The organism is Haloarcula marina (assembly GCF_024218775.1).
In the GTDB taxonomy this organism is placed as follows: domain Archaea; phylum Halobacteriota; class Halobacteria; order Halobacteriales; family Haloarculaceae; genus Haloarcula; species Haloarcula marina.
Map to the genome: position 1 here is coordinate 805,564 of NZ_CP100404.1, position 12,882 is coordinate 818,445.

Sequence of the window (12,882 nt, forward strand, 5' to 3'; positions counted from 1 at the left end):
GCAATAGGTGTTCGCCAGCGGTTGCGAGACGACCGCCTCGCGTCGAGTGGGAGGCGTCGCCCGACTCACTCCTCGTCGTCGTCGTCGACGATTTCGAGGCCGCGGTTGTTCACCGCGGCGGCGTCCAAACCGACCTCCTCCAAGAACTGCTTGTACTCGCGTTCGCACTGCTCGGCGTCTTTCTGCCGGTCGCTGGCGCGGTCACACAGCGCCACGAGGTCCTCGGGCACGTCGTTCGTGTAGACGATCCAGTGGTTGATGAGGTCCGAGAGGCGGCGGATGGGCGAGGTGAAGTGGCCGTAAATCTCGAAGTTCAGGGCGTGGTGGCCGCCGAAGGGGTCGTTCATGTACTTCGCGCGGGGCATCACCTTCATCACGGCCCATTGAATCTTGTCGAGTTGGCGGCCGGGGGCCTGTTCGAGGGTAGCGTTGACGGCCTTCCGGGGGTCGTCCCACGCCGACCCGGGGATGGAGACGCCGTCGAGTTCCTGAATCTCCATCAGCGCCTTGTCCCACTCGTCGGGGCTGGGCTGCGGGTGGACTCGGTACATCGCCTCGACGCCGCGGTCCCACATGAGTTCGTGCGTGACGGCCTTGTTGGCCTTCAGCATGCACTCCTCGATGATGGTGTGAGCGCGGTCCCGCGCGGGGTTGAGGACGAGCGACCCGTCCTCCTTTCGCTGCTGGTGCATCCGGTCGGCCAACTCCCAGACGAGTTCCGTCTTCTCGGCGAGGTCGACGCTCGTGTCCTCTAAGAGGTCGTCGGCGCTGTCGGGGTCGTCGAGCAGGTTCTCGGCCTCGGTGTAGGTGAGGCGGGCGTCGCTCTCGATGACGGACTTGTAGATGTCGATGGTCTCGTAGGAGAGCGTCTCCTTGTCGAGGTGCATCTCGACGGTGTGGGCCAGTCGGTCCTCGTTGGGGACCAGCGAACAGACGGTTTCGGCCAGCACCGGCGGGAGCATGTGGATAGTGTAGCCCGGCAGATACACCGTATTGCCCCGCTCGACGGCCTCGGTCCACATCGCCGTCTCGGGGTTGACGTAGTGAGTCACGTCCGCGATGTGGACCCAGAGGACGTACTCGTCGTCGTGTTCCTCGACCGAAATCGCGTCGTCGAAGTCCTGCGCGTCGATGGGGTCGGTCGTCCACGTCGTCATGTCCCGCAGGTCGCGACGCTCGTCGACTTCGTCGGCTATCTCCTGTTGCACGTCGGTCGTCCGTTCCTCGGCCTCGTCGAGCACTTCCTGCGGGAACTCGTCGCGGATGTCGAACTTCTCGAACAACTCCTCGCGCTTGTTCGCCATGTGGCGGGCCAGTTCCTCGTCGATTTCGACCGGCCCTTGGCCTTCGGCGGTTCCCGCCGCCGACTGGGCGTCCTCGGTAGTCATGCCCCGGGCTACGCCCACGGTGTAGTTAGGACTGTCGGGGTGGCCGCCGAGGCGGGCCGGGACCGTCGATTACTCGCGGCCGACGCCGCGGTCTTCGGCGAGTTCGCGATAGCGGCGGAGGAAGGTCTCGCGGTCGGTCTCTCCGGCCCCGGCGGCGTCCAACGTCGCTTCGAGGTCGTCCCGTGGCTGTCTGGAGATGTCGCCGAAACAGGCCTTACAGAGGAATTCGAACTCCTTGTCCCGGCGGTCCCACCGGTCGCCGTGCTTGTCGTACTCGCGGGCGTCCGACCGGGCGAGACGGTCGCCGCAGGCGATGCAGGTCACCGTCTCCCGGTCCGTCCGGGACCCGAACATACGTACCGGTAGCGGGGGCCACGGTATAGAGTGTTGTGCCGACTCGTCGCCCGGACCCGACCGACTCCGATACCGATTTGTTTCGGGTGTAAGCCACACGCTTATGCGGACGCCGCCGCTATCTCGTGTAACGGCGGTTACACGCCGGGGAAACCGAATGAAGCCACCACAGACGCTCGCGCACTCGACGCTCGATACGCTCCCCATCAACATCGCCGTTCTCGACGAGTCGGGGACGATTCTGTTCACGAACCGGGCGTGGCGTGAGTTCGCTGGCGTCGACCGCGGCGAGATGCAGGGCGTGAACTACTTCGAGACGAGCGACGTGGAAGCAGACGAGTACGCCGGTCGTGCCGTCGAAGGGATCAAAGCCGTCATCGACGGCGAGCGGGACCTGTTCACGCTGGAGTACCCCTGTCACTCGCCCGAAGAGAAGCAGTGGTTCCTGATGCGAGTCGCGCCGCTCCCCGAGGAAGAGGCCGGGAGCGTCGTCGTCGCGCACATCGACATCACACAACGGAAACTGGCCGAACTGGCGGCCGAACGACGCAGCGAGCAGTTACAGGCCGAACGCTCGAACCTCCGGCACCTCGTCGACCGACTCGACGGACTGGTCACGGCGGTCATGGCCGACGTGCTGACGGCGGACTCGCGGGCGGCTATCCAGCAGTTAGTCGTCGACCGACTGGCGACCGTCGACTCCTACCGGTTCGCGTGGATTGCGACGTTCGACCTCCGGGACGAGACGCTCCGCCCGGCGGCGCTCTCGGCGGAACGGGACGTCGACGCCGCGATAGCGCTCGACGACGACGACCCGGTGGCGCTGGCGGCCCGGACCGAGGACATTCAGGCCGCGACAGACGCGGGACCGATACACGACGAGATGTGCGGTGCGCCCGTCGACGCCGTCGCCGCGGTTCCGCTCGTCGCGGGCGAGTCGCTGTACGGGGTCCTGACGGTGTACGCCGACGACCCGGACGTGTTCGACGAGCGCGAGCGAGCGGTTTTAGGGGCGGTCGGACAGGCCATCTCGGCGGCCATCAACGCCCGCGAGACGAGCAGACTCCTGACCGCTGACAACCTCACCGAACTGGAACTGCAGACGCGCGACACGGACGTGTTCTTCGTCGCGCTTGCCCGCGAACTCGGCTGTCGGATGACCTACGGCGGGAGCGTCGCCGACGGGGAGGAGACGGCCATGTTCTTCCTCGTCGAGACGGACGACCCGTCGGCGGTCTGTGCCGCGGCGACCGACCACCAGCAGGTGTCGGCGGTGACTCACGTCTCGACGGCGGAGGACTGCTCGCTGTTCGAGTTCACTGTGGAGACGGCGCCGCTCGTCTCGCTGCTGGCCGACAGGGGGGCCGAGACCCGAGATATCGTCGTCACGCCGGACAACGCGACGGCCACGGTGACGCTCCCGGCGGCCACCGAGACGCGCGCGGTGGTCGAACACGTTCGCAGGCGGTACCCTGACGTGGAACTGCTGTCGGTTCGAGAGCGCGACGAACCGCCGATGACCCGACAGGCGTTCCTCGCGACGCTCGAAGACAGGCTGACCAACCGCCAGTTGACGGCGCTCCGGAAGGGGTATCTCGGGGGCTTTTTCGACTGGCCGCGGGACGTTTCCGGGGAGGAACTGGCCGAGTCGATGGACATCTGCCCGTCGACGTTCCATCAGCATCTGCGGGCCGGTGAACGGAAGCTACTCGAAGCCGTCTTCGAGACGTGGTGAGACCGCCGAAAACCCGCTGATGTCGCCGTCGCCCTCGTGGGGTCCAAAGTAGTTTGGTGTTGAGTTTAAAGTGGCGCGACCCGAAGTAGTATGTAGACGATGTGTCATCCTGTTTCGGGTCGAATGAACCAGCAGAGTTCCGACGCGGCGGATGCCTCCCGTTTGCGGGACGGACGGCCCGCGTCGGCGTGCCCGAAACCGGATTCTACCCCGGTGAGGACGTATCACTAGCCGAGTAGCCCGTCGCCCCAATCAATGCAATCTGACAACATCCGAACGAGCAAATCGATTCAACAGCAGACCGGTCGCACGTTCCACCTCGCGACTCGCGTCCTTCCCGAGCGCACCCGCTATCCGACCTACGTGATGTACGCGTTCTTCCGGGTCGCCGACGAAGTCGTCGACCAACCCGACGGCCCGCCGCCGACGGTCCAACACGAGCGACTGGAACAGATTCGGGAGACGGCACTGGGTAACCGCGACCCGGAGGACACCGAGGACGGGGCCGTTTTGGAAGCGTTCCGGGAACTGGTCGTGGAACACGACATCCCCGACGAGGAGATAAACGTCTTCATCGACGCGATGGAGATGGACATCGCGCAGGCCCGCTACGAGACGTTCGCAGACCTCCGGGAGTACATGCGCGGGTCGGCCGTCGCCGTCGGCAACATGATGACGATGGTGATGGACCCGCCGCGGAAAGAGGAGGCCCTGCCGCACGCCGAAGCGCTCGCCGAGGCGTTCCAACTGTCGAACTTCCTGCGCGACGTTCGCGAGGACATCCACGACTACGGGCGCGTCTATCTCCCCCAGGAGACGCTAAAGCGCCACGGCGTCACGGAGGACCAACTCGCCAACGCCGAAGTCGACGAGGGCTTTCGCGCGGTGATGCAGGAGGAACTGGCCCGCACTGACGACCTCTACCGCGAGGGCGTCGCGGGCATCCGATACCTGCCCGAGGACTGCCAGTTCGGGGTCCTGTTGTCGGCGGTGCTGTACGCCGAACACCACCGCCTCATCCGTGACCGGGGCTACGACGTGCTGACCGAAACGCCGCAACTGACTCGCCGCCGTCGCCTCTGGTTGCTCGCCCGCACGTGGTGGCACTGGCGGCGCAACGGCGACCCCGAGGCGACGTTCTACTCGGTCAGCGCCGTCTCCGAGCGACGGCCGGAGCGGATGCAGGCCGACATCCCGAGTCACGGCAAACCGACGTGGCGCGGGTGAGGCGCGAGACGTAGAACGGCGCCGGTAGCGGAGTCCGCCGGGACCGCAGGCGAGTCCCGCGTCCGGACGTCGGTGGAAGGGACCGCACCTGCGGCTACTGGGAACGAGAAACCGAGAGAACGGACTGCAGTTGTTACTTGCCCTTGCCGCGGTTGCTGCGGAGCGACGGTCGGGTCTTCTCTGCGCCCTTCCCCTTCGTGCTGAGGCCGCGGTTCCGGCGGCCAGCGCCGGTCAGACCGCGGAAGACGCGGTCGGTCTGCTGGGGCTCACAAATCCACGAGAGGTCGTCGTCGTTCTGGATTGCGGGGTGCTCCGGGTCCACGAGGATGACCTCGTGCCACTTCTGTCGGCCGTCCTGGCCGACGGAGTAACTGTTCAGGACGCGGAGGTTCGTGAAGACCCGCGCGGCGCGTTCCTCGGCGACGCGCTGGATGTCCTTGCGGCGGGTGATGCGGGTGACGCCCTGTCGCTTCGAGCGTCGCCCGGCCTTGTGGCGGCGCTTGCGGGCGCTGCCTTTCCGGACGGAGACTCGGGCGACGACGACGCCCTGCTTGGCCTTGTAGCCCTGCGAGCGGGCCTTGTCGAGGCGGGTCGGGCGCTCGATGCGCTCGACGGCGCCCTCGGTGCGCCACTCCTGCTGGCGCTGCCACTGCAGTTCCGCCAGTTTGCCTTCCTTGGGGCTCTGCCACGCGTCTCGGATGTACGAGTATGCACTTCGTGCCATTGTGTTTCACCACGGGCGTTGCGTGGTTCAAGTCGCGTCGGCGACTCACATCCCGACCTGCACACGCAGGTGCCCGCTGGTGCCCGTCGTCCAGCGAGTTGTCTCAGCTTTTCCGTTCGCGCCCTTAAACCGTTCGAAGCCGAATCGGGTGTGCGGGTGCTGGGCACACCGTCGGCGGGTTCCTGCGGACTGGGAACGGCCGCGGGCCGTTATATAGGGGGCGTCCGTTGTCCCGCGTATGCCACGAGTGGTCGCCAGCGACGACCCGATGATAGACGTCGAGTTGCTCCGCGCCGAACTGGACGCCGAAGTGGTCGCCGCCGATACGAGTTCCGAGGCGGCCCTGCTGGATGCGGCCCGGGGCGCTCACGCTCTCGTCGTCGACGTGAACACGCCCATCACCGCCGCCGTGCTGGACGAACTCGACCGCCTGAAAATCGTCGCCCGCGCTGGCGTCGGTATCGACAACGTCGACGTGGTCGCGGCCGCCCGGAACGACGTGGCAGTCACGAACGCCCCCGACTACTGCACCGAGGAGGTGGCGACCCACACGGCGACGCTCTTGCTCGACTGCATCCGTACCGTCGCCGCCTACGACCGCGACGTTCGCGCGGGCGAGTGGGGCTGGGACCGCACTCGGGCGGTCCACCGCATCCGGGGGCGGACGCTCGGCCTCGTCTCTTACGGCCCTATCGCGCGGCGGACGCTCGACAGACTGCGCGGATTCGACTTCGACGTGGTCGCCTACGACCCCTACGTCGACGCAGACGAGATGGCCGACGACGGCGTCGAGAAGGTCGAACTGGACGAACTGTACGAGCGTGCGCACTACGTCTCCCTGCACGCGCCGCTGACCGACGACACCCGTGAGATGGTGGACGGCGACGCGTTCGACCGGATGCGCGACGAGGCGGTCCTCGTCAACACCGGCCGCGGTGGGCTTATCGACGAGGACGCCCTCTACGCGGCGCTCACCGGCGGTGACATCGCGGCCGCGGGTCTCGACGTGCTCTGCGAGGAGCCACCGAGCGACGACCACCCGCTCGTCGGACTGGACAACTGCATCGTCACGCCCCACGCTGGGTGGTACTCCGAGGAGGCCCGTCTCGACCTGAACACCACCGTCGCGGCGAACGTGAAAGCCGCGCTGGCGGGCGAGCGACCGCCGCAGTACATCGACCCAGAGACCGACTGGCTCTGAGTCGGCGTCCGGTGTCGTCGGGATGCGCAACTGGGACGGACCCGGCGACCGAATCGTATCAATCATACTAGCTTATGTCGCGGTGCCTCCTCAGTACAGGGGATGACGTATCGACGACTGGCCACCGTTCTGGTGGCCCTTACAGTGATTTTGGCCGGTTGTGGCGGCGTCGCCTCTGACGGGGGCGACGGCGCGTCCGACGGCGGCAGTGACGGAGCGAGCGACGGCGCGGGAGACGGCGCGGGAGACGGCAGTGACGGCAGTGACGGCGGTGACGGCGGTGACGGCGGTGACGGCGCGGCCGACGACAGCGAGGGGTTCGACGTGGCCGACTCCGACCGACTGTTGCGCGAGGCCGGGAGTTTCACCGCGGAGTGGACGTTCACCACCACCGACGCCGAGGGCGTGACCAACAGCGTCACCGACAGCTATCGGGTCGACCTCGACGCGAACCGGTCGCGCGAGACGTTCACGATGTCCGGGCCGGAGGCCCAGACCGACTTCGAGACGTTCTACGCCGACGGGACGACCTACACCCGGTACGGCGACGGGGAACAGGTGTTCTATCAGGTCGTCCCGCAGGAGGCCGAACTGTTCGAGTCGGCGCTCGCCCGCGGCGCGTTCGGTTACGATTCGGTCGACGAGGCGCGCTTCGTCGGGACGGAGACGTTCGACGGCGTCAGCGTCGACCGCTACGAGTACTCGGACCCGGCCGTCTGGCGACAGTACGGCGCGGGCGCGTTCGGCACCGAGGAGAACGTCACGATTACCGAGTTCAGGGTCGTCGTGCTGGTCGACGAGGACGGCCTCGCCCGCATGACCTCGTGGACGTTGTCGGGCGAGACCGAGACCGGTCAACCGGTGTCGGCCGACTGGCGCTACACGCTGACCGGCATCGGGTCGACCAGCGTCGAGGACCCGGACTGGCTGGCGGAAGCGGAGGCCCAGCAACAGGCCGGGTCAGCACTCGAACGGCCGCCGCTCGCTCCCGAGTGAATCGCCCCGGGTGAGCGTGGTCCGCACGTCCCGCGCGATATTTGCGAGGTACGCGCGGAGGCCGGGCGCGCAGGCCCCGGCGCGCCGCGATTGCAGGTAGTCACAACACAGCGCCACGGGGAGGACCGGACCGGTGAACACGCCGACCACGGCGACCCCGATTTCGAGGGGGTTTCCGGCGGGAACGAGAGTCGCGGCGACAGCTAGCACGACCCAGAGCAGCGCCCCGTGGACCACCGTCGGCCGCCAGTTGTGCGGCGGGAACCGGCCCACGGCGGCGTCGCTCCCCGCCCCTGACTGCGACGGTTCGCCACTCGCTCCGGCGCGTGGACACGACATATCCGTACGAAGGGGGCCGACCGGTATGGCTTCCCGTTCGGCACACGCCGAACGTCTGCGGGGGCTATAAGCCGCTCCGCGTTGTACGGCCGGTAGATGCGCGAGTTCATCTTCACTATCGACTACGAGCGGGGGGTCGACCCGCTGATGGACGTGTTTATCGACTACCCCGAGACGCACTCTCGGACTATCGCCTGTAACGTCACCCACGACGGAATGTGGCGACTGGAACGGGTCGCTGGCTCCGAGGCGGCGCTGGACCGACTCGACGAGGTGTTCGACAGCCCCGTCCAGTGTACGGAGTGCATCGGTACCCACGAGTGCGAGACGGAGTGGCACTACGAAGTCATCGCGGCCGAGGCGGGCCGCCGCACCGTCTACAGCTATCGCTCGGAGGCCGGTGACTGCCACTCTATCCCCCGACTCGCAATCGAACACGTCGGCAACGGCGTCCTCTGCGAGACGGAACGACGCGGCAGTCGCTGTGAGTGGCGACTCCTGCTGTGTAGCGACGCTGGCGTCGACGACCTGTTCGCGGCGCTCGAGACGGAACTCCGGCCCGGCCTCACCGTCGAGTTCCGACAACTGGGCGAACCGGCCTACTGGGCCGACGAGGCCGTGTCGCTGGCGGAACTCCCGCCGGAACAGCAGGCCGCCGTCGAGGCCGCCGTCGAACACGGCTACTACCGGACGCCGCGGGACGTGTCGCTGACCGAACTCGCGGAGCAACTCGACGTGTCTCGCTCGACCCTCCAGTACCGCCTCCAGCGGGCCGAAGCGTGGATTGTCCGGTCGTTCGTCACGCGGTCGATGGGACCGGTCGAAGCCGACGAGTCGGTGGCCGAGGGGACCCGTCTTCGGGTCGGTCGAACCGGCGTGTAACTATGCCGACAGTAGTTCGGCATACGCCAAACGAGTGCTGATACCCGAAGCAGTCGTTCGATAGAGTACACACGCGAGCGGCGATTCCGTCGCTCGCGACCCCCATCATGCCCACACTCAGCACATACGACGCCGACGAACGCGGGCGTACCGTCGACGAGGAGACGAAGACGGCGAGTGTCGACCACGTCTGTCCGGACTGTGGCGGCAACCTCACCCGCGACGAGACGCGCGGTGAGACGGTCTGTGCGGACTGTGGCCTCGTCGTCGACGAGGACAGCATCGACCGCGGCCCCGAGTGGCGCGCCTTCGACTCCGCCGAACGCGACCAGAAGTCCCGGGTCGGCGCGCCGACGACGAAACTCATGCACGACGAGGGGCTGTCGACCAACATCGGCTGGCAGGACAAGGACGCGAAGGGCAACACCCTCTCCTCGAACCAGCGCGAGAAGATGCAACGGCTTCGGACGTGGAACGAGCGGTTCCGCACCCGAGACCACAGCGAGCGCAACCTCAAGCAGGCGCTCGGCGAAATCGACCGGATGGGGAGCGCCCTCGGCGTCCCCGAGAGCGCCCGCGAAACGGCCGGTGTCGTCTACCGCCGCGCGCTGGACGAGGGCCTCCTGCCCGGCCGCTCCATCGAGGGCATCGCGACGGCGTCGCTGTACGTCGCCATCCGGCAGGCGAACCTCCCGCAGACTATCGACGACATGGTCGTCGTGAGCCGCGTCGGCGAACAGGAGTTCACGCGCGCCTACCGCTACATCAACCGTGAACTCTCCTTAGAAATCGGCCCGCCGGACCCCGCGAACTACCTCACGAAGTTCGTCTCCCAACTGGACGCCAGCGACGAACTCTCCATGCGCGCCCACGAACTCATCGAGACGGGCAAGGCGGCCAACGTCCACAGCGGCAAGAGTCCCGTCGGCCTCGCCGCCGCCGCCATCTACGCCGCGGGACTGCTCGTCAACGAGGAACTGACACAGGAGACCATCAGCGAGGCCACCGACGTGAGCACGGTCACGATTCGGGACCGCTACCGCGAACTGCTGGAAGCAGAGGCCGGCGGCGACGCCGTCGAAGCCAGCGCCGGGTCGGAGTCCGGCGCGAGCGCCTGAGTCCGCGAGCGGTACGCCGTTCCTACCTCACTCCGTACGTTTTTACTCCCCGGCCGCTGAGAGTTCGCTATGACACGGACCGACGGGGACGCCGACTCGACACCGACGGCCGACCTCGTCGCCGTCCTCGCGGCCGTCGCGGTGGCCGCGCTCGTCGTCTTCTCGCCGCTCGGCGAGTGGCGGCCGCTCGCCGTCGCCGTCGGCGTCCCCTTCGCGCTCGTCGTTCCGGGATACGCCCTCGTCTCGGCGGCGTTCCCCCGGGCGGGCGACGTTGCACCGACCGCGTCGACGCGCACCTCGTGGGTCGCTCGCCTCGGCCTGAGCGCCGCCGGGAGCGTCGTGGCCGTCGCTATCGTCGGATGGACCCTCGACTTCACCGTCTGGGGCTTCCAGCGGAGCGCCGTCGTCGCCGGTCTCTGTCTGCTGACGGTGGCGGCGACGGCCCTCGCGTGGGGTCGCCGCCGTCGGCTGACAGACGGTCGCCCGGCCGGGGCCGACCGCCGCGCCGTCGCGTCTCGCGTACGAACCGTCGTCGCTGGCGAGGGCGTCCTCGGCATCGCGCTGACGCTTGTCGTCGTCGTGGCCGCCGCGGCCGCCGTCGGCGTCGTCGCCGACGCCTCGACGGACCGCGGCGACGTAACGGAGTTCTACGTCCTCGGCGAGAACGACAGCGGCGCGCTCACGGCCGGGAGCGTCCCCAGTGAGATGACCGTCGACCGTCCGACGACGGTGGGTATCGGCGTCGGCGCGTACGGTTCGAACGGGTTCGAGGGAACCGTCGTCGGGCGACTCGAACGCGTGACCGTCGACGGCGACGCGGTCACCGTCGAAGACTCGCGCGAACTGGTGTCGTTTCCGGTGGCCGTCGACGCTGGCGAGTCGACGGTGACCCGCCACACCGTCAGTCCGCAGCGGGCGGGTGACCGACTTCGCCTCACCTACCGATTGTACCGAGAGGGGACCGACGCGCCGACCCGCGCCGTCCACGTCTGGGTGACCGTCGAGCCGCCCGCGTGACCGTTCGACACTCGGCAGTTATAAGATAGTATTACGCGTAGTAGTGACATACAAATCGGGTGCGAGTGGTTTGTATAGGGGAATGGTAGCATGACAGCGCCGAGATACGTACAGCAGGACGGCATTTCCGTGACGAAGACCACGAACGATGTCGGGTCGGGAACCCACCTCGTCGAGCTATCGGTGACGACGGCGGGCGACGGCCCGGTCCGCGTCGCCGTCTCGGACCCCGTCCCGGAGTCGCACGCGCTCGCGGAACCGGACGGCGGTACCGAGAGCGACAGCGACGGCGCGGCCTACACCGACGGCCGACTGACCGTCGAACACGTCGTCCGACCCGGCGAAGACACCAGGCTCGGCTACCTCCTCGACGGCCCCGACGAGGAACTTCCCGACCCGACCGTCGAGCGAGTCGAGCGAGTCGAGCGCATCGCCTCTGACGCCGACCTGCTCCCGGCGACGGTTCGGTGGGTCGGGACCGACGGCGAGACGCGGACGCTCGACGTGACCGACGCGAACGCAGCGGGCGTCGACGACGCTGTCCCGCTGGTCCGACGGGCCGCGGAACTCGACCAGTTGCAGAACGCCGCCGTCGGCGTGGTCCTCACGCCGGGCAACGAGGACGCGGCCTACCGGACCGTCCTCCGCGCGACCCGTCGGGGCCACTCGGTCTTCGTGACCTACAGCGGCGTGGACGTGGCCGACGAGGCTCTCGATACGCTCGCCTCGCTCGGTGCGACCGTCGTCGACCCGCCCGCGGGACGCCAGCCACAGGCGGCGCTCCACCGCCTGCTGTCACAGGAGGCGCGAGAGTACGGCCACGCGGGTATCGTCCTCCAGACGCGGGACTGCCCACGTATCGACTACGAGCGGACCGCCGCCGCGTTCGAGCGGGCCGACTACGAGGTGGTCGCTATCCCCGAGGAATGGGGCGAATCGACGGACGCGCCGACGGTCATGGTGGCGATACCGGCGTACAACGCCGCGCGGAGCATCGGCGACGTAGTCGAGCGAACCCTCGCTTTCGCGGACGAAGTCGTGGTCATCGACGACGGAAGTCGCGACGAGACGGCCGCCGCCGCCCGCGAGGCGGGTGCCACTGTCGTCGTCCACGACCACAACCGCGGCTACGGCGGCGCGCTCAAGACGGCGTTCCGCGAGGCGGCCTCGCGCGACGCGAAACACCTCGTCGTCATCGACGCCGACGGCCAACACGACCCGGCGGACATCCCGTTGCTCGTGGAGGCCCAGCGTCAGGACGCCGCCGACATCGTCATCGGGAGCCGATACGCCGAGGGGTCGAAGACGAAGATACCGTTCGTCCGGTCGCTCGGCCTCGCAGTCATCAACAACCTGACCAACGTCAGCCTCGGCAACCTCCGGCCGAGCGGGTGGGTCCGGGACACGCAGAGCGGGTACCGGGCGTACAGTCGCCGGGCCGTCCGCTCGCTCGCCGCCGACCCGAGCATCGGGAACAACATGGGTGCGAGCACGGACATCCTCTATCACGCCCACCGCAACCGACTCAGCGTCGGCGAGGTGGGGACGACCATCACCTACGACGTCGAAGAGTCGAGCACGCAGGGGTCGCTCTCGCACGGCCTCGACCTCGTTCGGAACATCGTCTGGACCGTCGAGTACGGCCGCCCGCTGCTCATCGTCGGTATCCCAGGGGCCGTCACCACCCTCCTCGGCGTGAGCCTCACGCTCTTTTTCGTCGCGTACTACGTCGAGACGGGGGCGCTGTTGGCGGTCCAACTCGGCATCGCCGTCCTGTTCGCCATCGGCGGACTGCTCCTCTGTACCACGGCGCTGACGATGCACGTCCTGAACGGCCACCCGACGCTCAAGCGACTGGAACAGTGAGAGGAACACATAAGCCCGCGGCGGGACTGCAGGGC

At 67.8% G+C, this 12,882-nt stretch carries 12 protein-coding genes; 8 read left to right on the top strand and 4 right to left on the bottom strand.

The window, feature by feature from the left end:
• Positions 1 to 65 precede the first annotated feature (65 nt).
• Together NJQ44_RS04180 and NJQ44_RS04185 are read right to left on the bottom strand one after the other, a co-directional pair.
• Positions 66 to 1,388: an RNB domain-containing ribonuclease gene (locus NJQ44_RS04180; RefSeq protein WP_254273428.1), complete on the bottom strand. Its 1,323-nt coding sequence runs from the start codon at positions 1,386 to 1,388 to the stop codon at positions 66 to 68.
• A 69-nt stretch (positions 1,389 to 1,457) separates the two neighbouring features.
• On the bottom strand, positions 1,458 to 1,742 hold the full coding sequence (locus NJQ44_RS04185; protein WP_254273429.1) for a DUF7562 family protein: 285 nt from the start codon (positions 1,740 to 1,742) through the stop codon (positions 1,458 to 1,460).
• A gap of 157 nt (positions 1,743 to 1,899) precedes the next feature.
• On the opposite strand from NJQ44_RS04185, the gene NJQ44_RS04190 reads away from it, so the two are divergent.
• Complete coding sequence (locus tag NJQ44_RS04190) at positions 1,900 to 3,477, top strand: bacterio-opsin activator domain-containing protein (RefSeq protein ID WP_254273430.1); 1,578 nt, start codon at positions 1,900 to 1,902, stop codon at positions 3,475 to 3,477.
• A gap of 255 nt (positions 3,478 to 3,732) precedes the next feature.
• Complete coding sequence (locus NJQ44_RS04195; protein WP_254273431.1) at positions 3,733 to 4,704, top strand: phytoene/squalene synthase family protein; 972 nt, start codon at positions 3,733 to 3,735, stop codon at positions 4,702 to 4,704.
• Positions 4,705 to 4,837: 133 nt separating this feature from the next.
• On the opposite strand, the gene NJQ44_RS04200 is transcribed toward NJQ44_RS04195, so the two are convergent.
• Positions 4,838 to 5,428, bottom strand: a complete 591-nt coding sequence (locus tag NJQ44_RS04200; RefSeq protein WP_254273432.1) for a 50S ribosomal protein L15e — start codon at positions 5,426 to 5,428, stop codon at positions 4,838 to 4,840.
• Positions 5,429 to 5,666: 238 nt separating this feature from the next.
• On the opposite strand from NJQ44_RS04200, the gene NJQ44_RS04205 reads away from it, so the two are divergent.
• Both NJQ44_RS04205 and NJQ44_RS04210 read left to right on the top strand, forming a co-directional pair.
• Positions 5,667 to 6,629 carry a C-terminal binding protein gene (locus NJQ44_RS04205; RefSeq protein ID WP_254273433.1) on the top strand — a complete coding sequence of 321 codons (963 nt, stop codon included), beginning with the start codon at positions 5,667 to 5,669 and terminating at the stop codon, positions 6,627 to 6,629.
• Between the two features lie 102 nt (positions 6,630 to 6,731).
• On the top strand, positions 6,732 to 7,625 hold the full coding sequence (locus NJQ44_RS04210) for a DUF7537 family lipoprotein (RefSeq protein WP_431357784.1): 894 nt from the start codon (positions 6,732 to 6,734) through the stop codon (positions 7,623 to 7,625).
• Here NJQ44_RS04210 and NJQ44_RS04215 read toward each other — a convergent pair.
• The gene (locus tag NJQ44_RS04215) at positions 7,590 to 7,964 is read right to left on the bottom strand and encodes a hypothetical protein (RefSeq protein ID WP_254273435.1); all 375 of its coding nucleotides are present in this window, start codon (positions 7,962 to 7,964) and stop codon (positions 7,590 to 7,592) included. The two genes, NJQ44_RS04210 and NJQ44_RS04215, sit on opposite strands and share 36 nt — an antisense overlap.
• A 96-nt stretch (positions 7,965 to 8,060) precedes the next feature.
• Between NJQ44_RS04215 and NJQ44_RS04220 the strand changes: the two genes are divergently transcribed.
• The 4 genes from NJQ44_RS04220 to NJQ44_RS04235 all read left to right on the top strand — a co-directional run bounded on the left by NJQ44_RS04220 (position 8,061) and on the right by NJQ44_RS04235 (position 12,847).
• On the top strand, positions 8,061 to 8,846 hold the full coding sequence (locus NJQ44_RS04220; protein WP_254273436.1) for a helix-turn-helix domain-containing protein: 786 nt from the start codon (positions 8,061 to 8,063) through the stop codon (positions 8,844 to 8,846).
• A 107-nt stretch (positions 8,847 to 8,953) separates the two neighbouring features.
• On the top strand, positions 8,954 to 9,964 hold the full coding sequence (locus NJQ44_RS04225; RefSeq protein WP_254273437.1) for a transcription initiation factor IIB: 1,011 nt from the start codon (positions 8,954 to 8,956) through the stop codon (positions 9,962 to 9,964).
• 69 nt (positions 9,965 to 10,033) lie between these two features.
• Positions 10,034 to 10,981: a DUF8471 domain-containing protein gene (locus NJQ44_RS04230; RefSeq protein WP_254273438.1), complete on the top strand. Its 948-nt coding sequence runs from the start codon at positions 10,034 to 10,036 to the stop codon at positions 10,979 to 10,981.
• Between the two features lie 129 nt (positions 10,982 to 11,110).
• Positions 11,111 to 12,847, top strand: coding sequence for a glycosyltransferase family 2 protein (locus NJQ44_RS04235; RefSeq protein WP_254273439.1), 1,737 nt, complete (start codon positions 11,111 to 11,113; stop codon positions 12,845 to 12,847).
• The last annotated feature ends 35 nt before the right edge of the window (positions 12,848 to 12,882 follow it).

Coding starts and splice junctions, on each gene's coding strand:
- NJQ44_RS04180 (WP_254273428.1), bottom strand. CDS start 1,388: ATGACTACCGAGGACGCCCAGTCGGCGGCGGGAACCGCCGAAGGCCAA.
- NJQ44_RS04185 (WP_254273429.1), bottom strand. CDS start 1,742: ATGTTCGGGTCCCGGACGGACCGGGAGACGGTGACCTGCATCGCCTGC.
- NJQ44_RS04190 (WP_254273430.1), top strand. CDS start 1,900: ATGAAGCCACCACAGACGCTCGCGCACTCGACGCTCGATACGCTCCCC.
- NJQ44_RS04195 (WP_254273431.1), top strand. CDS start 3,733: ATGCAATCTGACAACATCCGAACGAGCAAATCGATTCAACAGCAGACC.
- NJQ44_RS04200 (WP_254273432.1), bottom strand. CDS start 5,428: ATGGCACGAAGTGCATACTCGTACATCCGAGACGCGTGGCAGAGCCCC.
- NJQ44_RS04205 (WP_254273433.1), top strand. CDS start 5,667: ATGCCACGAGTGGTCGCCAGCGACGACCCGATGATAGACGTCGAGTTG.
- NJQ44_RS04210 (WP_431357784.1), top strand. CDS start 6,732: ATGACGTATCGACGACTGGCCACCGTTCTGGTGGCCCTTACAGTGATT.
- NJQ44_RS04215 (WP_254273435.1), bottom strand. CDS start 7,964: ATGTCGTGTCCACGCGCCGGAGCGAGTGGCGAACCGTCGCAGTCAGGG.
- NJQ44_RS04220 (WP_254273436.1), top strand. CDS start 8,061: ATGCGCGAGTTCATCTTCACTATCGACTACGAGCGGGGGGTCGACCCG.
- NJQ44_RS04225 (WP_254273437.1), top strand. CDS start 8,954: ATGCCCACACTCAGCACATACGACGCCGACGAACGCGGGCGTACCGTC.
- NJQ44_RS04230 (WP_254273438.1), top strand. CDS start 10,034: ATGACACGGACCGACGGGGACGCCGACTCGACACCGACGGCCGACCTC.